This window comes from Nostoc sp. (assembly GCF_036917775.1).
In the GTDB taxonomy this organism is placed as follows: domain Bacteria; phylum Cyanobacteriota; class Cyanobacteriia; order Cyanobacteriales; family Nostocaceae; genus Nostoc.
The window spans coordinates 96,430-120,217 of sequence record NZ_JBALEQ010000134.1 but is presented as its reverse complement, the minus strand read 5'-3'; the positions used below and the strand labels follow the sequence as shown (position 1 = coordinate 120,217).

The window sequence follows — 23,788 nt, the reverse complement described above, 5'->3', positions numbered from 1 at the left end:
TCGATTCATCGGTTCAAACTGCTGAAATACTTACTATGTATACATTTTATCAGTTTTAAGCTCCGGTTTTTTCTGAGTTTGTGAGAAATCCGGGCAAAGTCTTCCATTACGAGCGCATAACCATTCTGGTAAGGTTCCAGGCTGTAAGTTTGGACGATCGAGGGTGAGTTGAGATTTTTAGCGATCGTGTATTGATTGCGAAACTGTACTAGTTCAGAAAAACTCGGATAAGGATTTTTCAGCAGCTTGATGACTACAGGCTGTTGGTCACTCTCTTGAACTGCTCGATAAACTAGGGTTCTAGAACCGTTGTAGAGTTCTTCGCTGACTTGATAGCCGGGAATGGTAACTACACTGCTAATCATAATTCTTTTGAATTTTTAAGACCTTAGCATTTAGTGTTCCCAGATCCGCCCCATCAGTCAGAGATTGAGGTAAAGGGATTTCTTGGCTTTGACTACTCCCAAATCTTGATTCTCGCAGCGAATATTTAATTCTTTTTGTAGCAGATAGCGATCGCTATCTGTTCCCGATTTTCTGATCCCATTGATTCCACTTCTTGCAAAAGTGCTTTTTGCACTCTTGTCGGAAAAGGGGAAAGGTAAATACAAAACCTTTCCCCCAAACCCAACAAGTATTGAATTTTAAAATACCTTGCGTTCAGCCAAATGGGATAGAACATCCTGGTGTGAGAACCAAACTTGCCGCAACTGCTTGCGGGCAAACAATTTCAACTGATCGCCCGCAGAGGCTGAACCTGGTTGAGTTGCATTACCATAACTGGTAAGCGCCATCGCTTTGACAGGTTGAGAAAATTCAATCGCAGCAACATAAGAATCACCAGAAACAGATTTGAAGCGCCCGTCTGATAGTGGAACAAAATTGAGAACGCGGAAAATACCAAGTCCGCCATCGCCACCATTTGCAGGCAAATCGACATCACCAGACTGTAACCGGAAAACATCTCCCCATGCTACATCTAGGTTTCCATAGGTTTTTTCCACCTTAGCTGCAACAGTTAAGAGTGTTGTGACTGCACTTTGAGGATTAGCCAAGCCATCAGGTGTAGTCAGTGGAGAGTCTTCACTCCAGGGTTTGCTAAATACACTATCGAAGTCTATCGCATCTACCCAAGCAGCGAATAGTACTGCACCTCGGCTATCTGCATTAGTTTGTCGATCCCAAGCTGACAGTACATCAGCAGATCGACGAGCTAATTCGCTTCCGTACTTCTGGGCGGCTGGAATCAAGTCATCCAAAAGGCGATCTGCTAGTTCCATACGTGTTGAATGTTTATAGGAAACCATCTCATCAAAAGAGATTTTGTCATCCTCTGCTAACATCTGCACAGTACGTTGCGATCTAAACTCCATTGGCCCGCGTGGTGCCATATAAGGCGGATAATTATCTGGATTGAGAACCTGGGGAAAGGTTGTTGTCCAAGGTGGGTCATTTGTATTTTGTAACCAGCCGCTTTTTGGATCAATTACGCGCGGTAGATCCTGATATGGATGAGTTTTTGACCATAAGGTTTTAGATGTGTCGCCAGGTATTAAACCTTGCCAGTATTCAAAATTTCCTTGTTGACGAATTGGTACTTGACCGTTAAAAAGGTGCATAATATGCCCTTCTCTGTCTGCATACATCACTGTAAACATCGGTAGTTGTAATCTTTGCAAGACAGCTTGAAACTGGGTGAGGTTTTGGGAACGTGCCATATCCCACCACTGCTGTAGTACACCTGGTTGGTCAAGACCCACAACACGCAGTGCCACAGCTTTACCATCTTTTCGTGATATGACTGGCCCGTGGATAGAACTTTCCACTACAAGTTTTTGTGAGTGCAGTGTACCGTCTTTTTGCTTGACTTTCAAAGATACGGTTTTTGTCTTAAAGGCTCGGACTTGACCATCGAAGCGATAACCACCATCGGCTAGTTTTAGTTCGTAGTTATCCCAGCCATCATAGGTGTTTACTGTATGAGTCCAACCCAAATTATCATTAAAGGCGATCGCTAAAACGGGAATCCCTACCAGTGTTGCCCCGTAAGCATTAATTCCTGGTGCAGTAATATGTGCTTCATACCAGAGAAATAAATCTGACCAAGGTAGATGTGGGTTAGCCAGAAGCATAGCATGACCATTTTCAGAATGTGATGGTGCGATCGCCCAACCATTAGATCCTGGTTTTGACTGCTGTTTACTAACACCTGCAACTTCTTCTGGATTGGCAATAAAAGTGAAATTCAGTACCCGCATTTGGTGAGCCAGCACATCCTCGCCTTTTACTGGCAAGACAATCTCAACTTCATCAGCAATCAAATCCTTGTGTTTCTCAGCATAAGCGTTAATTCCACTTGCAAAAGCATCAAGATAACGGCGAAACTTTGGACTTTGGACCAAATACCAAGAATGCGATCGTTCTGGTACTCCCATTGTTTGTACCCAACGATCTGATTCTAGATACTTTTCTCCCCAATATTCCGCAGCCCTTCCCCGTGCTTGACCGTAGAGATGCAAAAGCAGGTTGCCATGACTCTGCATCTGCGCCCAACCGAAAGCTTGAAAGGCAATTTGGTTATCCTTGCCATAAATATGCGGTACACCATAAGTATCCCAAAGTATTTCAGTTGTTTTTGGTGAAGAGCTAAGGCTTTGCTTTCCTACTACTAAAACAAAGATGAGCGCGAGTAAAAAGGGTAAAACTCTCAAGATATAGTGTTTATTGCCATACGGCTTTAAACCTATAAAACCAAGCAACTTTATTTTGCTAATAAACATTAGAGTTAATGAATGGGGACTGTTGAATAATCCCTAATATTTGAGACTGTCGATTTGTCTAGATAGGCTCAAAAAGTGGTAATAGCTTCTAGCTAATCCAAATAATGCCTAGGTCTAATGAGCAGATTCTTCCATTTTCTTCTTGAGGCTTAGAGGTCTCATGTCTGTCCATACTTCCTTAATATATTCAAGGCATTCTTGCTTGAGACCAGTTTTGCCCACATCTCTCCAGCCAAGGGGGTTTTCTCGGTTGGCAAACCAGATTGAATATTGTTCTTCGTGATTTACTACAACTTTGTAAATTGTGATATCTTCCGTTTCGTTTTGATACATCTTTATTACCTGATAATTGATTATTTCGATTCTCTTACAATTTGAAAAAGTATAGCTATTTTTGTCTTTTCATATTACAGCTTAATTTTATATAAAACCTCCTTCTATCAAATTAGTGACGCTATCCTTAACAACTTGAATAATGTAGTTAATATCTTCATCTGTATGGGCTGTTGATAAATAACCACTTACACCTAATAAGTGAACTCCTCTGTCGAGAAGATGATATTTCAACAAGCTCATTGCTACTGAAGCAGTAGAATTCCCTCCAGAAATCTCTAAAGATGCAGAACCAAATAGTGAGCCAAAATTTGCCATCTGTAGCGGTATTCCATCGGCTGCAAAATAATTATTCAAAGCCTTAACAAATTGTGTTGTCCGTTCATTCAGATTTTCTTGTAGAGAAGATCCCGAATTCTGCATATACTTTAATACAACTTTTGCAGCAGCTAATGCTAACGGATGCTTACAAAAAGTACCTGCAAAAAACGTCTTTTTCACCAGAGGGTAAGAAGCATCGCCGTAACTCCACATTCCCCCATCAATTGCATCCATATAAATATTTTTACCGGCAATCACCCCAATCGGTATCCCACCACCAACAATTTTTCCATAAGTGGCTATGTCTGCTTGTACATCAAAATAAGCTTGTGCGCCACCAGGATGAATCCGAAACCCTGTTACCATTTCATCAAAAATTAAGGCAATTCCAGATTCTTGTGTTAATTTTCTCAATTTCTGGAGAAATTCTTTTGGTTGTAAAGCCGGTCTAGAAGTTTGCACAGGAACTACCAAAACTGCTGCTAATTCTTGCTTATATGCTTTAATAACTTCTAATGATTGAGGATTGCCATAATCTAAAATCAAAACATCACTCACAAAGTTTTGTAATACTCCAGGTGCTAAGGGTATGGCATATTGATTATCTTCTGCCTTATTTGCGTTAACTAAAGTGCCATCAAAATGACCATGATAAGAACCTGAAAATATAACGATTTTCTTACGTTCTGTAACTGCTCTGGCGATACGGATAGCAGTCATGACTGCTTCTGTACCAGTATTACTAAAACAAACCCGCTCCATTCCTGTAAGTTGAGAAATTAACTCAGCTACCTCACCAACAATTTCTGATTGGGGGCCAATTTGAATTCCTTGATCAAGTTGTGCGATTAAAGCCTCTTTAATAAATGAGGGATTATGACCAAAGAGATTTATTCCCAAACCCATCATTACATCTACATATTCATTACCATCTACATCCCAGATTTTGGAACCCATAGAGCGATTAGCAACAATGGGATAATACATTTCTTTGAATAGTAAATTGAACTCTCCTAAGTTTTTATCGTCAGAGAGAACTGGGCGATAAGATTGGGAAAGATGTTTAGATGTTTTGGTGCGATCGCTATAGCTATTTATAAAATGTTGCAAATACTTTTGCTGCTGATTTGTCAGCCCTGCTTTGGCTAATAATTCGGCTAAAATATCGGATTTTTGATGTAATGCCACTGGTTGTATATTCATCTAATTTTCTCTTCAAATTTAGTAATTTTACAGAAATAGGTATTAAATATATAATCGCTTGTAGCAAATAAAATAAGTACTACCAGGAGTTTGAAGTATTTCTAAATCACAACAAGCATCATAAATGCTAATTTCGCAAAATCCAGCAGTTTCTAAAGCCGATATAATTTCTTCTTTGGTATAACAGCTTTCGGAAATAACTTTATCTAAACGCTGCCAAGTTTGTTCTACTAATGAAAATACAGTTAGATAAATTTGACCCAATTTTGATTCGGAATTATAGATATTTTTTGTAGACCAGGCATAATCATCTTTTACATCACCAGCAACTTTGCCGTTCCAATTGGAGCTATATTCTTCTTCTGAAAAGAAATGGCACAAGAATATCCCATTATTAGTTAGTGCCTTATAAACATTATTAAATACATCCTCCAATTCTTCAAGTTTCATCACATAGTTTAGAGAACCAGTAGTTGAAACCACTACATCAAAGGTAGCTGGTAAGTCGAAAAATCGAGCATCTCCAAGGATCAGTTTCGCTTCTGGCGCATTCTCACGAGCATAATGTAACATCTGCTCAGAGCCATCAATCCCTGTGATTTTATAACCATGTTTGAGTAATTGTTGGGCTAAATGTCCAGTACCACAACAAAGGTCTAGAATATGCGCTCCCTTAGTTAAATCGGGTAGTAGCAATTTTTCTAAAACTGGTAATGTTTCCTGAAAAATTCCTGATGCCCAATCTTCGTTATATATGCGAGCAAGAACATCATAGTCATCGTAACGAGTTGTTGAAATCATAAAATATCACTCCTGAAACTATTGCAAAAATTTTAATTATTCATCATTTACAAACTTTATTATCCAAAAGCCCCCTGCTTAATCAGATAGGAAAAATAAACGCTGAGTAATTGATTGTCTATGGGAGGACAAGTAATGGAAGTACCTACTAATCCATTGATGACATTTTGATTATCAAGCTGTAAAAATTCTGAGTTTAAATCTTCTTCAGCTTGTCTTGCTGGAAAAAATGGTACTAATGAATATAAAGGATGTTCAAAGGACTTTTGAGTCACATTGAGTAATTTTTCTCGCCATTGCTCATAAGAATTTTGTTCAATTGCATAACCCAATGAGCGAATATGGTCGATAAGTGTATTTGAGTGGAGAGTTTGAGGATGCACTAAGTGAAAAGTTTTCCCTAAAGATTCTTTCTGTTTCGATAAATTAACTATTGCTTTGCTGACATAATCTACAGGAACTATATTCTCTCGAATGTCTATATCTGGCGCACTTCCTAATTGCACACAACCTATGATCAGTTTGTACAGAAAATCATTACTATTAAAGACTCCAGTTTTGCTATGTCCAGATATACGTGATGGTCTGTAAATAGAGATAGGAATTCCCCTTTGAATCGCCGTCTGTACTAACTTCTCAGCTACCCATTTAGTTTGACAATATCCATTACTAGGAAATTCGTTTTCATTTAGGCTATCTTGTTCTCCGACTAATTTAATTCCAGCTTCAATTTTGGAAGATACAACACCAGAGCTAGAAATAAAATGTACTGGTTTAGTTTTTATTTGACTAGCTAATCTCAAAATTTCTTGTGTACCCAGTACGTTTGTAGGTTTCAGAATAGAGTAAGGATAAATATGATGTACCCAAGCACCATTATGGTAGATAACATCAATAGTACTTGCCAATTGTTGGAAGTTTTCAGTTTTTAAACCAAAAAGTGGCTTTGATAAATCCCCAAGAATAGGAATGATTCTGGAACTCCAAATTTCATTCCAAATTCCATAAGATTCCAGAGCAGTTTGCAGTTTTTCATGGGCATCCTCAATATTTTTATAACGAACTAAGCAATAAACATCTGCTTGGGTTTGTTGGAGAAGTTCAGCTAGTAAGAATAATCCTAAAAATCCCGTTGCTCCAGTCAATAAAATAGCACTAGGTTCAGGAATAAACTTAACGGCATTTTCAGGAACAATTGTTGGATCTAAAATGACTTCAGCATTGAAATGCAAAAGTGGGTAATCAATTTCTGTTTGACAAACTCGATCAATATTTTCTGCTAAACCCGCTACGGTGGGTTTCTCTAATAAACTGCGTAAAGAAATATCCAAGTTAAAAGCTTCTTTAACTTTGGCAAGTAATTGAGTTGTTAATAAAGAATGTCCACCCAATTCAAAGAAGTTGTCGTAAATACTGACTTTCTCAATTTTTAAGACTTCAGCCCAGATTTGAGTTAGCATTTCTTCTACAGAGGTGCGAGGAGGAACAAAATCTCCTATCAAATCTGATCTAACTTCTTCTGGTGCAGGTAGTGCTTTTCTATCAACTTTACCATTGGCACTGAGAGGTAATTTTTTTAGCAGCACTACAGCCGATGGGATCATGAATTCTGGTAATTTATCTTTTAAAAAGCTGTGTAATTCATTAACTGTAAGCGCTGATCTTGGCTGGGGAACTACATAAGCCACTAATCGTTTTCCTGGTACATCTTCACGAGCAATAACTACTGTTTCTTGCACTCCAGAATACTTATTCAGTGCTGTCTCAATCTCACCTAACTCAATTCGGAAGCCACGAATTTTTACTTGGTTATCAATACGTCCCAAAAACTCAATATTGCCATCAGGTAGATATTTTGCTAAATCGCCAGTTTTATATAAACGTACTCCCGGTTTTTTACTAAAGGGATGGGGAATAAATTTATCAGATGTAATTGCAGATTGATTTAAATAACCTCTAGCTAAACCTTCACCGCTAATATAAATTTCGCCATGAATACCAATAGGAACTGGATGTAAATGAGAGTCCAGTATATATATTTGCGTATTGGGTATGGGAGAACCAATAGATATTTGCTTTCCTGTTTCTGCGGTATGACAATAATATACGCTACTCCAAACGCTTGCTTCTGTCGGCCCGTACTCGTTAAATAAAGATACCTCCGGCTGAAATTGAGAATGATATTGTACCAATTCCGGTAGACAAGATTCACCTGCAACTATGACAGCACGAAGAGAACTTAAATTTTCTGGTTTTGCTTGTTGCAAAATTAAAGCATATAGAGAAGGAAGGCTTAATAAATGGGAAACACTATTTTGGGAAATTAATTCTATAAGTTTAGGTACTTCTCGTTGTACACCTTCTTCTGGTAAGTGTAGAGTTCCGCCACAACAAAGTGTCCAGAAAATACCTGCAACAGAGCTATCAAAAGCAAAGGATGAGAGTAGCAAAAAGTTACTTACAGCTTGTTGATAGTAAGCAATACGTGCAGTTGTTGAATGAACTAAGTTACGATGTGCGATCGCAACTCCTTTCGGTTTTCCAGTAGAACCAGAAGTATAAATTATATATGCTAAGTTTTCAGTAGATATAGTTATCAGGGGGTTTTTCTGACTCTGTTGTGCAATTGTTTCCCATTCTGTATCTAAGCAAATTTTCTGTGTATCTTGCTTAGGTAAGCCTTCCAGTAAATGCTGCTGTGTCAATAATACAGATACCTGAGTATCTTCTAGCATGAAGCTTAAGCGCTCTTGGGGATAGTGCGGATCGAGGGGAACATAAGCACCACCAGCTTTAAGAATGCCTAAAATACCTACAAGCATTTCTAAGGAACGCTCTACACAAATTCCCACTAATACTTCTGTACCTACCCCCAAATGTTTTAGATAATGAGCTAATTGATTTGCACGCGCATTAAGTTCAGCATAAGTTAGTTTCTGATTCTTAAATACCACAGCAATATTGTTGGGAGTGCGTTCTACCTGCTCTGTAAATAACTCGTGAATGCACTTATTTTGTAGGTAATCCGCTTGAGTTTGATTGAACTCGAAGAGAAGTTGATTGAGTGTGCGATCGCTTAAAATTTCTAATTCACCAATTGCAGCTTCTGGATGATGTAATGCACTTTCTAGTAGCTTGTGAAATTGCTCTGCTAATCCTGCAATATTCTCTGGGGAAAATAGATTACAGTCATAATGAAATTCTGTACTTAAAAAATCCTTTTTGCGTCTACAAGAAAGCTTAATTTTGAAACGCTCAGTACAGCTATCAAGCTTGAAAACAGAAAATAATATATTACCTGCATAATGCCTTTGAGCTTCTTCTGTAAAATCAAAAATTACAGGATAAAAAGGTAAGATATCTGGTATTTGTTCCCAAGTAAAACACTCCTGCCATTTGTGGATAGATTCTACAGACTCATGAACTTGCTGCAAAACTTGACTAAATTGGAAACTATCTTCTAAATGACAATGAACTGGTAAATATTTAGCAAATAGTCCTAATGCTTCTTGAAGTTCCTCATATTTTCTGCCATTAAATTCCCTGGCGACGATCATCTCAGATTGTCCACTTAGTCGCTGGAGTAAAATTAACCAGCAGGTTAGATAAAAGGTAGAAGCTGAAATATTATGCTTCTGAGCTAATGTTTCGATATTAGCTACCAGTTTTGGGGTAATGATTGAATTTACTAATTTTGGTTGAAATATCTGTTTTTCAGAGAGATGCTTTTCAAAAGGAAGCTGGAAAGTGCCAATAGTAGAGAAGTCTTGCTGTTGCCAATATTCTCTGCCTATTTTCGTTTCTTCTGCTTCTAATATTTGATTTTGCCATTCTGAAAAATCTGCATATTGGAGTGGTTCGTTGGATAATTTTTGATCGAATTTTCCTAAGTAAGAAGTAGCTAATTCTCTTACTAGACAATTAAAGGTTGCTCTATCTGCACAGAGAGCAGGTAAACTAAGAAGTAATAAATGCTGTTCTGGTGAAATATTTACTAAGGATGTATGTAAAATCGAACCCTGTTCAAACTGAAAAGTTTGTTGTTTGATTTCCTGAAATATTAACTCAATCTTCGCCTCTTGTTCTTGAGGGTTTAAATTAGTAATATCAGATTTTTTCTCTAAAATAACTTTGCCATCTGTAATTACCTGTACTGGAATAGTCATTCCAGGTAGACAAATAAAATTGGTGCGGAGGATCTCATGCCGATTTACAACATCTTGCAATGCCAATTCTAAATTATTGAGATTAATACTTCCTTCAATCAAAATTGCACAATCGCTACGATAAGCGCAACTTTGATCAATTTGTTGTAACAACCATAAATGCTCTTGCTGAGGCGAAAGTCTAAACCCCTCGATACTTTCTAATACTTGCATATTGCTACCTTAATGTTAGTTAAATACTTGAGGGCGTATAAGGTTCAGCCATTCCCACTAAAATTTTCCTGGGAGGAATAAATGGATTACGGGCGTGTATTGATAACATATTATCCAGCATCAATACATCTCCTTTCTGCCAAGAGAAAGTGACCATTTCTTCTTGATAAGCAGTTCGCAAACTAGCTAACACTGATGGTTCAATTGCAGAACCATCCCCATAATATGTGTTGGTTGGTAAATCTTCTTCTGGCAAATTTTTCAATAACGATTCACGTATCGTTGGTTCCAATGTAGAAACGTGGAAAAAAGTTGCGTGATTGAACCAGACCATTTCACCTGTTTGAGGATGTTTGAGAATGGCTGGCCCAACTTGTCGAGTTTTTAAACGATTATCTGTTTTCCATTCAACCTCAATTCCATTATTTTTGCAATACTCTTCTACTTTAATTTTTTCTGTTGTTTGAAATACAGTTTGCCAAGGAAGACCAAATCCATTACCAAAGTTACGCATATACATAACTTGCTTTTCAATGAAGCGATCGCGGATAGTTGGATCAATTCGCTCAAAAACCTTTCGACAGCTACCAATTGGGGTTTCCCCTCCTTCTTGCGCTGGACTCATACAAAAAAAGAAGATTTTCAACGGGAAGGTAGGCGAGTAGGCGTGTTCATTGTGAGGAAAAATACTTTGATCGGCAGGGTAGTCAGTTGAAGTATAAATTCTCCCAGCTACTTGAGTTCGTGGAGATGCCCGATACCGATATTCCATCGCTTCTCCACAAATCGCTGCGATAATTTGCTCAAATTCTTCTATAGAATTAACTTTGAAATCACGAAAAAGTATCGCTCCATATTTTAATAATTCAGATTTCAAAGATTCTCGATTATTATTAGCCCAGTTTTCTAGATTTACACCCTTCACACTAGGCTTAATCACCAAAGGAAAGTTAGAGCCTGGTTGAAGAAATTCAGTTTTGATTAATTCTTCTGTGGATATATTAACAGCTTTCCGTCTTACATATCCTAGAGATTCCATTTTTGTCATGATTGTTATTATCTGTTCTTTGCTCTACGTTTAACGTTGATTAATTTCTGTCCGATGGTATTTTTATAAGCTTCTTCTCTAGCAAGATGCTGTTTCTTATCTACTTCATTAAGAACTATTTTTAATTCACTTAATTTACTTTCTGGATGAGTGGCAATCTTATTTAAAAGCGTTGCAAAATTATTCGATAACCTAATAATACTGTCCCGATCAAATAGGTCAGTGTTATATTCCCATACACCCAATAGTCCCTGCTCAGTTTCGTTTAACTCCAACAGCAAGTCAAACTGCACTGTTTTGTTTTCGACTTTCAAAGATGTGATACTTAAGCCTGGAAGCTCCAAAGATGGGGTTTGAGTATTTTCCAAAACAATCTTGACTTGAAATAATGGTGTACGGTTCAACTCCCGTTTTGGATTCAGAACATCTACCAATTTGTCGAAGGGCAAATCTTGGTGAGCATAAGCTTCCAGAGTCATCTCGCGGACTCGTTCTAATAACTCTACAAAAGTAGGATTTCCTGATAAATCTGTACGCAAGACTAACTGGTTAACAAAAAACCCGATCAATTCTTTAGTCTCGGCTTGATTGCGGTTGGCAATATCAGTACCAACAACGATATCTTCTTGATTGGTATAGCAGTGCAGCAAAGTCTGGAAAGCCGCTAGCAGAATCATAAATAGTGTGATGCCTTGGCGCTGATTCAGAGCTTTCAGCTTCTCAGATAAAGTTTTGGGTATAACCAGAGTTTCTCTAGCTCCTGAGAAAGTCTGGATAGGCGCTCGCGATCGCTCGCTAGGGAATTCCACAACAGGTAGTTTACCGCCTAATTGCCTTTGCCAGTAAGCAAGTTGAGTTTCTAAACGCTCTCCCTGTAACCACTGTCTTTGCCACACAGCAAAGTCTGCATACTGGATGGATAGTTGCGAGAGGGGTGATGGTTTGCCAATAGAGAAAGCTTCATACAAAGTTGCGATTTCGTGAATAAGCACACCTATAGCCCAGCCATCAGCCACAATATGATGAATAGTCAACAATAACGCATATTCTGCTACCGCTAGTTGCAGTAAAGTAACTCGCAATAAAGGCACTTTGGTTAAGTCGAAAGGCTGTTGGGCTTCCTCACTCGCCAATCTCAAAACTTCAGCCTCTCTCTGCTCTTGAGAAAGTTCTTGTAAATCTACGACTGGTAGTTTAAAGCTGAAATTAGGAGTAATAACTTGCAGAGGTTGTCCATCAATTACTTTGAATGTAGTCCTTAAAACTTCGTGCCGTCTCACCACTTCGTTAAAGCTTTGCTCCAGCGCCGCCACATTTAGCGATCCGACAATACGCATAGGTTGAGAGATATTGTAGGCACTACTTCCAGGTTGTAATTGGTCGATAAACCACAACCTTTGCTGGGCAAAAGATAGAGGGAATAAGTTTGACTCTCGACTTTGAGGAACTATTTGCGGTTGTGAAAATACGCTTTCTTTTTTCTTCTGAAGGCGTTGTGCAAGAAGCTTAAGTTTCTCTGGGGAAAGACCAGCAATTCGTTGTGAAAGGTCACTCATATTTGCCAAATGTGATATACAACAAAACAAATATAATTTTGTCGTTGATTAACGTTGTCATTCTATTTTCGTAAAAAGAAAGTGGTAATTGCATAGTCATATCATGTGTAGTTACTTAGTGTTGTGAAGTAATTAATGCCTGCACTTCATCCTGTGATAGTTGTTCAATATCTGCTAAAGCTTGAGCCAATTCCTCTAAATTTGTCTGTTTGGCAATTTTTTGAACAATAACTTCAGCTAACTCAGCTATAGTCGGGCCATTAAAAAAGCCTTTGTAAGAAAGTTCTGTTTGAAAAGTTTTGCACAGTTCAGAAACTAATTGAGTAGCAAATAACGAGTCTCCTCCTAACTCAAAGAAGTTATCGTGAATACCCACTTTTTCAATCCCTAGAAGTTGTTGCCAAACGTCAGCAAGGTTTCGCTCAATTTCATTACTAGGAGCAATATAAGCATTTGCTAAGTTAGGACGGGGGTGAGTTGGTTTGAATTGATTAAGCTGGGCTAATTTTTCCTCCAATGACTTAGGAGTTTTCTTTGGCTTAATCAGATTGAGAAAATCTTGTGTTGATACAATTATTTGAGAAACTGTACTACTACACAGAATACGTTTAAAAGCCTCTATGCCCTCCAAATCAGCCATTCCTGCTGCCAATCTTTCTCCTGTGATTTCTTGATGGCGTGCTTCAACAGGAATTGCCATTCCTACGTTGTTCCATCTATCCCAGTTAATAGACTTAATGAATTTCCATGTTCCATATTTAGACGCGCTGTAGTGAGCAAAGGAGTCAAGGAAGGCATTTGCAGCTGTATAATCTGCCATTCCAGATGTACCAATAAATGAACTTAGTGATGAACAGAGTACAAAGAAATCTAGGTTATTTTCTTTAAATAGAGTTTCAAGTACTCGTGTTCCTTGCACTTTTGGCGCTAAAGCTTTGGCTACAGTTTCTTTTGTTGTGAGTTGCATCATCCCTCCGCCGAAAACTGCGGCTGCATGAATTACTCCATGAATCTCGCCAAATCGTTGATTAGCTTTTTTAAACACTGCGGACATCTGTTCAAGGTTGGTAACATCGGCACTGATTACCATTACCTCTGCACCCAATGTCTTCATTCCCTGCAATTTTTGGATCTTCTGACTGATATGATCTTGTGGATCGTGAGTCAATAACCATTCAGACCATTCATCTTGGTCGGGAAAAGTTGAACGTCCTACTAATATAAGTTTTGCTTGCGTGGTCTGCGCTAGATATTCTGCTAGCAGTAGACCAACACCTCCTAATCCACCAGTGATGAGATATACTCCCTGTTTTCTCAGGCGGAGATTTTCAGTAACGGTTTCATGTAGTTGTACAGGTTCAAAATCTTGTACCCAGCGATTTCGGCCACGGTAAGCAATAATTTGGTCAGATGTAGGGGTTGTAAATTCCCTTATTAGTGTTTGGATGAGTTCTTCTTGCCCACTTTCTCCAGGAACTACAACATCAATACTGCGACAAGTTATATTTGGATACTCAAGCGGCATAACTTTGCAAATTCCAAGAACCAGTGCCTTTTCTGGACACAGTATTTCTGAACCTGTTATTTCCTGTAAATTGTTGGAGACAATACTAATTTCTAAAGCATCTGTTTGATTATTTTCTGTAATAGCCTGTGCCAAAAACAACAAACTTGACCAGCCTAAAGCTTCAATTGTTGAGTTGGTGTAACTGTTTGATGTCACACTCCACAGATGGACAATCCTTTTGGGAATCTTACCCAGGCTCCGAAGTTCTTTGAGCAAGGTATTATAATCATCCTCTTTTTCTGGATTAATTGTATATGTGCGTTGAGGATATTCGCTATTTTGCTGAAATTGCTCTCCTACTTTGACGGAAATAACATCTTGATTCTCAAATACTAGTTGTTTTATCAACTTTTCACCCAAGCCGCACTCATCCACAAACACTAACCAGCATCCTGCTTTTCCCTCAAGTCCAGCTTGAGAAGGCTGTGGTGGCATAGTACGTTTCCAAGAAGGAATGTAAAACCAGTCAGCAATATCTGATTTTTTAGCCAATAAGTCTTGGTTCTGCTCTTTTTGCTTGGTGACGGTAAATGCTGTAGGTGCTGAGTCAGTTATCGATGCAGCAGCCTGAGCCACCAAAATCTGTTCGCCGAAAGCTTCAGTTTCAGAGACAGCCGCTACCTCAACGAACCCTTGAGAACGTAGTGCTTCCTGCCATTGCTTTTGTGATAAAAACGGATTACCACGGCTGCGTTCTTCATCCTCTAAAGGATTCATTAGCAGTCCATCGGTGAGATCAAAGTCTAATTGTGGTTGAGTTATTTCCCACAATAGCAGGAATCCTCCAGGAGCGAGTAGCGATCGCACATTTTCCAGGGTTTTTGTTATATTTCGGGTTACGTGCAATACGTTGACAGCTACCACCACATCAAAACTGTGGCTGTTAAATCCTTGTGCAGTAGGCGGTTTTTCAATATCTAGAAAACGATATTCAACAAACGGATAAGTGTTAAACTGCTGTTTGGCTTGATTCAAAAACAAACCCCCTACATCTGTAAAAGTGTAGTTGGTGCGCTCAGATGGCAAGACAGGTAGCAATTCTGTCGTAGCAAGACCCCCTCCACCACCAATTTCCAGAATTCTCAGGTTTACATCTGGTGGTAATGACTTTACTACCTGTTCCATACCTGCTTGCATGATCCCTTTTAAATGGGTATCCAGAGGTAATTCTGAATTTGCAATTTCTGGTTTGTTCTCTTTTACCGCAAAATACAACTCTAATGGTTCTTTTTCACCAGTCAGTACATCCGGCAGATTCTCACCACATTCTTGGACGATATGTAGAACATGAGGTGTATCGACGCATTTGATTTTAACTTCTTCTACCAGAGCATTAATCGAGTCTGTAGAACAGGGAAGAAGGTTTGTAAATAAATCCTTTTCTTGTTGTAGATAACCTTGTTCTACGAGTACATCTAAAAAGCGATACAACAATTGCCGATAGCGAGGGATAATATGACATTGCTCACACAACTCCTCAAAAGAATATTGCTCATTGAAGTTGTTAAAAGCACCTAAACGCTGGAGAGAAAGGTTTATATAGGAAGCACACAAACGATCCAAACACTGTTTATTCAGCAAATAAGTTTGCTCGTCCAATGTGGCGATGCTAGCACGAGCCTTTACTCTACAAGCTTCTACCAAAGATTTAGCTAAATCAACTGCCGTTTGTCTTGGCTGTTTTTGTGCTTCAATCCAGTAACGTTGGCGCTCAAATGGATAGGTTGGTAAGGGAATATGATGGCGTTGTTCGTTAGCAAAAAAACTAGACCAATCTACTTTGATACCACAAAGCCAGAGTCGTCCCAAAGAGTTGAGTAAAAATGCTACATCCGATTGTTGTTCTTGTGGATGGCGAATTGAGGTCAGTACTATCAGTTTATCCTGATGATGTTGCTTGACAAAAGTACTTAAAGTCCGTCCTGGGCCAACCTCTAAAAAGATCCGTTCTTGTGTTTTGAGTAACTCAGTTATCCCTTGGTTAAAGCGCACTGTTTGCCGTAAATGCTTTACCCAATATTTGGGGTCTGTTGCTTCTGCTACAGCGATCCAAGTGCCACTGACGTTAGAGATAAACTCAATCTTCGGAGGATGAAGTTGGAGTTTTTGTAAATGCTCTGTAAATGCCTGGAGAATTGGCTCCATCATGGGAGAATGAAAGGCATGAGAGGTATGTAACCTCCGGCAGCCTATACCTTTGGCTTCTAGCTGTTGTTGTAATTGTGCGATCGCTTCAGCGACACCAGAAACCACGCAGTAGGAAGGCCCATTACTTGCAGCTAAAGATAGTTCCTCCGTTAGCAGGGGTTGTATCTCTGATTCGGGAAGTTGGATAGAGAGCATTTCCCCACTAGGAACTTCCTGTATCAGTCGTCCTCGGATTGCGACTAGCGCTAAAGCATCTTCTAGCGAAAAAACTCCAGCTAAAGTAGCGGCTACATACTCCCCGATACTGTGACCAATCATCGCCTCTGGGTGTACACCCCATGACATCCACAATTGAGCTAGGGCGTACTCAATGACAAATAATGCTGGTTGAGCAACAATTGTCTGTTTAAGCTGCTCCGTTGCCTTGGCTGTCTGTGCCTCATCTGGATACAATACATGGCGTAGGTCAAAACCTAAATGTGGTTTTAGCAACTCACAACAACGATCAACTGTAAGTGTAAAAGTTGGCTCACTCTCGTAGAGTTCTCTAGCCATATTCACATACTGCGTTCCTTGCCCAGAAAACATAAACACCACAGGACGATTGCAAGGCTGCTGGTAGTGGGTGAATATCCGTTGTGATTCTGAAGTAGAAAGCACCTTTACCGCATCATTCATGTCTTGGCATACCACCATCCGACGATGATCGAAAGCTCGACGACCTACACCAAGGGTATGAGCCACATCTGCAAGGTTCAAAGGAGACTGCCGGAGATGATTAGCTAGATTTGCCGTAGCTGTTTCTAACGCCGATTCCGTTTTTGCAGAAAGAACCAACAGATGATATTTCCTCCCCTGCCTCCCCTGCTCCCCCTGCCTTCCTACAGGTGCTTCTTCCAAGATCACATGGGCATTAGTCCCGCCAATCCCAAAAGAACTGACTCCAGCGCGGCGAGGAATGTTATTTGTTGTCCATTGGGCAAGTTTGGTGTTGACATAAAAAGGACTGTTGGCAAAATCAATTTGCGGATTAGGTTCCTGAAAATGTAAGCTAGGCGGTATTTGTTGATGCTTCAGGGCCAGAACAGTTTTGATTAGACCTGTTATCCCAGCAGCAGCATCTAAATGCCCTATGTTGGTTTTTACTGAACCAATGGCGCAGAAGCCTTTTTTGTCAGTACTGGCTCGAAAAGCTTGTGTTAACGCCGCGATTTCAATGGGATCTCCTAGTGATGTTCCTGTGCCATGAGCCTCAATATAGGTAATCGTTTCGGGTTCAACCTCGGCAACAACTTGAGCAGTTCTAATCACCTTGGCTTGACCATCTATCCGTGGTGCTGTGTAGCTCACTTTGAAAGAGCCATCGTTATTAATCGCGGAACCTTTAATGACAGCATGGATGGTATCGCCATCTGCTAGAGCATCCTCTAATCGCTTCAAAACCACGATGCCTACACCTTCGCCACCGACAGTTCCCTGTGCTTGAGCATCAAAAGCGCGGCAGTGTCCGTCAGGAGAACCAATTGCCCCTTCTTTGTAAACATAGCCAGTTTTTCTGGAAGAACTGATGGAAACCCCACCTGCCAAAGCTAGATCGCATTCCCCATTTAGTAAGCTTTGAGTGGCTAAATGAACAGCGACTAATGAAGTAGAGCAGGCGGTTTGAACAGTGAAGCTTGGCCCTTCTAGATTCAGTTTGTAAGAAACGCGGGTAGTCAAATAGTCTTTGTCACCTGCGATCGCAAGTTGGTGATTATCTATAGATCCAATAATATCTTCGTTTAAAAGAATATTGAGTAAGTACCTACTTAAGCTAGCCCCTGCATAAACTCCAATAGAACCTTGATAATTTTCTGAGTCATAGCCAGCATCTTCAAGGGCAGTATAGGCACATTCTAAAAAGAGACGATGTTGGGGATCGGTAATTTCCGCTTCTCTGGGATTAAAGCCAAAAAATGCAGCATCAAAAAGTTCTACATCTTCTAATACAGCTCGTGCTTTAACAAACTTTGGGTTATTGAGTGTAGCTGCATCTAACCCATAAGCTAACAGTTCTTCATCAGTAAAAACGGAAATTGACTCTACACCATTTTGGAGATTTTGCCAAAATTCATCAACGTTTTTAGCTCCCGGAAACCGCCCTGATAGACCAATAATTGCTATTTCTGAACCGTTATGATGAACAGCTTCTATGGGGATACTCATTCTTCATTAGCTCCTTGATTATTCATCATCAACTTTATTTTTTGCAAACGTTTTTTCTGTTTAGATTTACCAAGGGAAATTTTTTCTATTGAAATATTAGTTTCGCTAAAAGATGATGTTTGATTTTTAGTTTGACTAAAGAACTCTGCAAGAGAGTTAATAGTCGGATATCTGAACATATCGAGCATTGATAAATCAGTTTGGAATATTTCGTGTAATTGGCTATGAACTTTCACCATGAGTAATGAATGACCGCCGAGTTCAAAGAAGTTATCGTGAACGCCTATGTTGTCAATATTGAGAGCCTTTTGCCAAACTCCAGCAATGGTTTGTTCCATCTGTGTTTGCGGCATTACATAAGCAGCTTCTAACTCTGGGCGAATTTCTGGTGCAGGTAGCGATCGCTTATCGAGTTTACCGTTGGGCAACAAAGGCAAGGTTGGCAGGATTAGAAAAGTCGAGGGCATCATATATTGCGGTAGCTTCTCCTGAAGAAAGCCACGCAACTCAGTAATTGTTAGTGTCTGTTGTGGTTGAGGGCTGACATAAGCAACTAAGTGCTTATCACCATGCTCGTCTTCCCTAGCTATGACCACGGCTTCGCGTACTTTATTATGCTGCTGCAATTTTGCTGATATCTCGCCCAGTTCAATGCGGAAGCCCCGAATTTTTACTTGATCGTCAATACGTCCGAGGAGTTCGATATTCCCGTTGGGTAAGTAGCGGGCTAAATCGCCAGTGCGATACAAACGCATCCCCGATTTTTCGCCAAAAGGGTTAGGAATAAATTTTTCGGCAGTCAGTTCAGGATGACTGAGGTAGCCCCTGGCAATTCCAATACCACCAATATACAATTCGCCTGGTACACCTACAGGTGTAAGCTGCAAATGTTTGTCTAGCAAGTACACCTGGGTGTTGGCAATGGGACGACCAACAGGTACACAATAAACGGGTTGGTTCTCTGAATAGGTAACTGATTCAACTGATTCAAAAAGTGTGACACCAATAGTTGCCTCAGTTGGGCCATAAGCGTTAAGCCAACGGATACGGGGACTCTGGGAGCGATCGCCTACCAGTTTATGCCAAAGTGCAAGTTTTTCTGGTAAAGCTTGCTCAGTTCCGACAATCACCAAACGCAGCGTCGGCGGTAATGGCGTTGTTGTTTGAACCAAGTCGGACACCCACTCATGCCAATAGGCTGTTGGTAAATTGAGGACAGTTAGTTTTTCCTGTGCCAAGAATTTTCCAAAGTGAGCAAACAATAATACCTGATTGGGTCGGATGACTACAGTTGAACCACTTAACCATGATGGAAATAGTTCTTCGGCTGTTACATCAAAGCTCACAGAAGCGAATTGGAGAACGCGATCTTCTGGTTGCAGTTCATAAGCTTTAGCAGCAGCAATACTGTGGTTCACTAAAGCTTGATGCGAAATCAGAACGCCTTTAGGTGTTCCTGTAGAACCAGAAGTGTAAATCACATAAGCCAGATTTTTGGCTGTTACACCACTACTAGGATTTTCCTGACTTTCCTGAGCATACAGATCCCATTCGTCTAGGCACACAACCTGAGCCGCAGATGTAGGAAGTTCCGTAACCAGATGCTTTTGGGTAAGCAACACTAAAGGTTTGACATCGTTTAATATCAAAGCTAGTCGTTCTTGTGGGTAGGATGGATCTAACGGCACATAAGCGCCACCAGCTTTCAGAATGCCCAGAATTCCAATCACCATTTCGAGCGAACGCTCCACACAAATCCCTACCAATACCTCTGGTTTTACCCCAAGGGATTGTAAATAATACGCCACTTGATTTGCGCGATGATTTAGCTCTCGATAAGTGAGGTGTTGGTCTTCAAAGGTTACGGCAATTGCATCAGGCAATCGCTCTACTTGAGCCTCAAATAACTCATGGATACAATACCCATCAGGATGGTCAACTTTAGTATTATTCCACTCCACTAACAACTGATGCTGTTGAGTTTGTGTCAATATAGGCAATTCTGCAAGGGGTTGCTCTGGGTTGGCGACAACACCTTCTAGCAAGGTTACGTAATGTCCGAGCCAATTTCGAATTGTTTGGGTATTAAATAAATGAGTGTTATATTCCAGTTCTACCAGTAGTTCACTGTCTGTCTGAAGAATATTTAAATTAATATCCAGCTTAGTAGCACCAGTAGAATTTTTAGCTACCTCAAACTCTTGTTTTAAAGACCTAGACTCAAATTGAGCTTTATCCAGATTAAACCCTGTGGTAAAAAGAGGGGTGCGGCTAGGGTCTCGTGGTAACTTTAAATTTTCAATTAGTTTAATGAAAGGATAAATTTGATACTCGTAAGCATCTAACAATACCTGCTGAACTGAACTCAAATATTCTGTGAATCCTGGGTTGCCAATAACTTGGCTGCGTATGGGCAACAGATTAACACAGTGGCCAACCAGATATTCATCTGCGATCGCAGATTGTGCAGCCGAAGCAATACCAACAACGATATCTTGTTGATTCGTCAATCGTTGCAATAAGGTAATAAATGCTGTTAAAAGAATCGTAAATAAAGTATAACCACGTTGTAGACTTAAGCTTTTCAAAGAATTATACAAGCTGGAATCGAGAATGAGATTTTCTCGCGCTCCAGTGTACGAAAATATCGGTGGTCGATGTCGGTCAGTTGGTAATTCCAATACAGGCACTGAACTGGCAAATTGACTCAGCCAATAAGCTTCAGCTTTTGCCATTTCGGGACTCTGTTGCATTTGTACTTGCCACAGAGCATACTCACTCCATTTCATGGGTTGCGGAAGTTGGCTAGCAATTCCTTGGCACTCTGCTGAATAAATTGCTGCTAGTTCTCGTAACAAAATACTAATTGACCAACCATCTGCAACAATGTGATGATTTGTCAGAATTACAAGATGATGATCTTCTTGTAACTTGACTATATGACACTTCAGTAATGGCCCTTTTTCTAAATCGAAAATTTGTTGAGCTTCTCGTGTTAACAACTCCGATAGCTGTGTTTCTCGTTGACTTTTATCTAAAGTTGAAAAATCGCTCACAGGAATATCTATAGTCAAAGTGGAATGAATCAGTTGATTATCCCCCTCTGGGCTAAAAGTAGTTCGCAGCGCTTCGTGACGATTGATAATTTCCTGAACAGCCTTACGTACTGCGAATAAATTGCCAGCTCCTCGCAGATGGATAGTTCTAGATTCGTTGTAGGCGCAGGAAACTTCATCTCCCATCTGTGCTAAAAACCACAGTTCTTTTTGTGCTGCCGTCAGAGGAATTTTGAGCGTTGTTGAAATCGGGGCAGGTGGTAATAATTCCCCTTGTTGCATTTCTACTATGCTTTCCTTGACTGCCCCAATTATGTGTTCAATATCTGCATCGGTATGTGCTGTAGACAGATAAAAAGTGCGTCCTTCCCAGACATAAACGCCTTTTTCTAGTAAATGATAGAAAAACAACTGACCAAACTTGAGGGGCGATGAGGCTATAAAACGAAACAGCGAACCAAAATGGACTACTTGAATAGGAACTTGTCTTTGTTCAAAGTAACTATTAAGAGTCTGGGCTAATTTCGTTGTTTTTTCAGATAACTCCTGCTGTAATTTCGGGCCACTATTTTTAATATGGTTGAGTGTAGCCCAAGCCGCAGCCATTACCAAAGGATGTTTGAAAAAAGTACCCGCAAACACCGTGGTTTCTGCTTGAGGATAAGATTCATCTCCATAGTTCCACATCCCACCATCTAATATATCCATCAAAGCTGCTTTACCAGCTATAACCCCAATTGGTATCCCAGCCGCAACAGCTTTACCATAAGTTGTCAAATCTGCTTGAATATTCCAAAATCCCTGAATCCCGCCTGGGTGCATCCGAAAGCCGGTAATCACTTCGTCGAAAATTAATACGGTTCCTGTTGCTTGAGTTAATTGTCTGAGTTCGAGCAGAAACTCTTGAGGTTGCAAATCTGGGCGACTGCTTTGTATCGGCTCCACCAAAACTGCTGCCAGTTCGTGAGCATGAATTTTCAAAATTTCTAGGGATTCAGGTTTGCCATAGTCGAGTACGATGACATCATCAGCAATGTATGATGGAATGCCTATAGCTTTAGGGATAGAACGCCGCGTTTCTTCGCTGGTTGTTACTCCTCTTACTAAGACCCCATCATAGATACCGTGATAAGAACCAGCAAATAAAGCAATCTTAGAGCGTCTTGTAGTAGCGCGTGCTAGGCGGATTGCTCCCATTACAGCTTCTGTTCCATCGTTACAAAAAGCTGCCCGTTCTGCGCCTGTCAACTCACAAATTAACTCCGCAACCTGACCGGCAAGACGCGATTGTGGCCCGTGCAATATACCTTGCTTTATTTGTTCTTGAATAGCTTCGATGACAAAGGGAGGTGAATGACCAAATAAAAGCGCCCCAAACCCCATCGAAATGTCTACATACTCTTTGCCATCAACATCCCAAAGTCTGGCTCCTTCTCCACGCTGTCCGTGAATGGGATACAACATCTCTTTAATCGAGGGCAAGAACCCCGTTATCGCTCTGCTATTAGCATGGTAGGAACGATAAGCTTGAGTAAGTCGTTTAGATTCTGGAGTCAGTTGAACAAAACGTGCAATTAAAGCATCTAAATGTTTTTGTTGACCGGGAGTTAACAGAGTCTTTGATTCTAAATCAAGAGGCTCAATTGTTTGGTTTATGAGTTGTTGCTTAGACTCAACCTGAATCGATGATGAACTTTCTGGAAAATCAGAGTTATTAATTATAGATTTAGCAACTTGTCCTACCTCATCCTGAATAGGGGTAGATGGGATTGCTTCTTTTACAGGTAATATCTTTTTAGATGAACCTGCTTTTTGCAAAATTGCTAGCTGTTTGGACATCAACTCAAGCTGCTGTTCTATTACCTCTTCGAGTACTGTACCTGTTACAAGTTTTTCATTTTCTTGCTCCAAATTTTGTGTATCTGAAGTCTGTATGGCAAGTGTCGGTTCAGTATGTGCTTGTAATATTGGACTAAATGTTGATTCCCGCAAAGAAGGCTCTAAAATAATATTTTTTGGAGTTAGTTCTTGAGCTATATGAGTTCCTAACGCATGAATTGTTGATAATTTTTCAAGCAATAAACGAAAAGGAATATCGATATTTAGCTGTTGTTGAATAGTACGGTTAATTTGCAATAAAATTAGAGAGTCAACGCCTATCGCCAGAAAAGGAGTATGAATATCTATTACCGTTGATTTAACTCCCAATGATTCACTAACAATGTACTTGAGCGTTGATACTATTTTTTTATATTGAGAATCTTCATCCATAATAAGTAGGTCGATGTGAATATTTATCATCAGGCTCAGGTAAAAGGCAACAGGCAATAGGCAAGAAGTTTATTTGAACTAGGAGTTACGCAAAAGTTACGGAATAACGAACCACAGAGG

General features: G+C 39.9%; 10 protein-coding genes and 1 pseudogene. All 11 read right to left on the bottom strand.

Annotated features, from left to right (window positions below; translation table 11 throughout):
- Positions 1-77 precede the first annotated feature (77 nt).
- Positions 78-365: pseudogene (locus V7K69_RS27435) on the bottom strand (hypothetical protein); the annotation flags it as partial.
- 57 nt (positions 366-422) lie between these two features.
- On the bottom strand, positions 423-611 hold the full coding sequence (locus V7K69_RS27430) for a hypothetical protein (RefSeq protein ID WP_335040311.1): 189 nt from the start codon (positions 609-611) through the stop codon (positions 423-425).
- Between the two features lie 33 nt (positions 612-644).
- The gene (locus V7K69_RS27425; protein WP_335040309.1) at positions 645-2,780 is read right to left on the bottom strand and encodes an acylase; all 2,136 of its coding nucleotides are present in this window, start codon (positions 2,778-2,780) and stop codon (positions 645-647) included.
- A 114-nt stretch (positions 2,781-2,894) separates the two neighbouring features.
- Positions 2,895-3,113: an MbtH family protein gene (locus tag V7K69_RS27420; RefSeq protein WP_335040307.1), complete on the bottom strand. Its 219-nt coding sequence runs from the start codon at positions 3,111-3,113 to the stop codon at positions 2,895-2,897.
- Between the two features lie 87 nt (positions 3,114-3,200).
- Positions 3,201-4,637 (bottom strand): aspartate aminotransferase family protein, encoded by a 1,437-nt coding sequence (locus V7K69_RS27415; protein ID WP_335040305.1) that lies wholly within the window; start codon positions 4,635-4,637, stop codon positions 3,201-3,203.
- Positions 4,638-4,679: 42 nt separating this feature from the next.
- Positions 4,680-5,438, bottom strand: a complete 759-nt coding sequence (locus V7K69_RS27410) for a class I SAM-dependent DNA methyltransferase (protein WP_335040303.1) — start codon at positions 5,436-5,438, stop codon at positions 4,680-4,682.
- Between the two features lie 59 nt (positions 5,439-5,497).
- A complete protein-coding gene (locus V7K69_RS27405) occupies positions 5,498-9,817 on the bottom strand; it encodes a non-ribosomal peptide synthetase family protein (protein WP_335040301.1) in 4,320 nt (1,439 codons plus the stop codon).
- 19 nt (positions 9,818-9,836) lie between these two features.
- Positions 9,837-10,865 carry a TauD/TfdA family dioxygenase gene (locus tag V7K69_RS27400; protein ID WP_335040299.1) on the bottom strand — a complete coding sequence of 343 codons (1,029 nt, stop codon included), beginning with the start codon at positions 10,863-10,865 and terminating at the stop codon, positions 9,837-9,839.
- A gap of 8 nt (positions 10,866-10,873) precedes the next feature.
- On the bottom strand, positions 10,874-12,421 hold the full coding sequence (locus V7K69_RS27395; RefSeq protein WP_335040297.1) for a condensation domain-containing protein: 1,548 nt from the start codon (positions 12,419-12,421) through the stop codon (positions 10,874-10,876).
- 115 nt (positions 12,422-12,536) lie between these two features.
- Positions 12,537-18,341 carry an SDR family oxidoreductase gene (locus V7K69_RS27390; RefSeq protein WP_335040295.1) on the bottom strand — a complete coding sequence of 1,935 codons (5,805 nt, stop codon included), beginning with the start codon at positions 18,339-18,341 and terminating at the stop codon, positions 12,537-12,539.
- Positions 18,338-23,668 (bottom strand): amino acid adenylation domain-containing protein, encoded by a 5,331-nt coding sequence (locus tag V7K69_RS27385; RefSeq protein ID WP_335040293.1) that lies wholly within the window; start codon positions 23,666-23,668, stop codon positions 18,338-18,340. The genes V7K69_RS27390 and V7K69_RS27385 overlap by 4 nt, the downstream gene beginning before the upstream one ends.
- Positions 23,669-23,788: the final 120 nt, after the last annotated feature.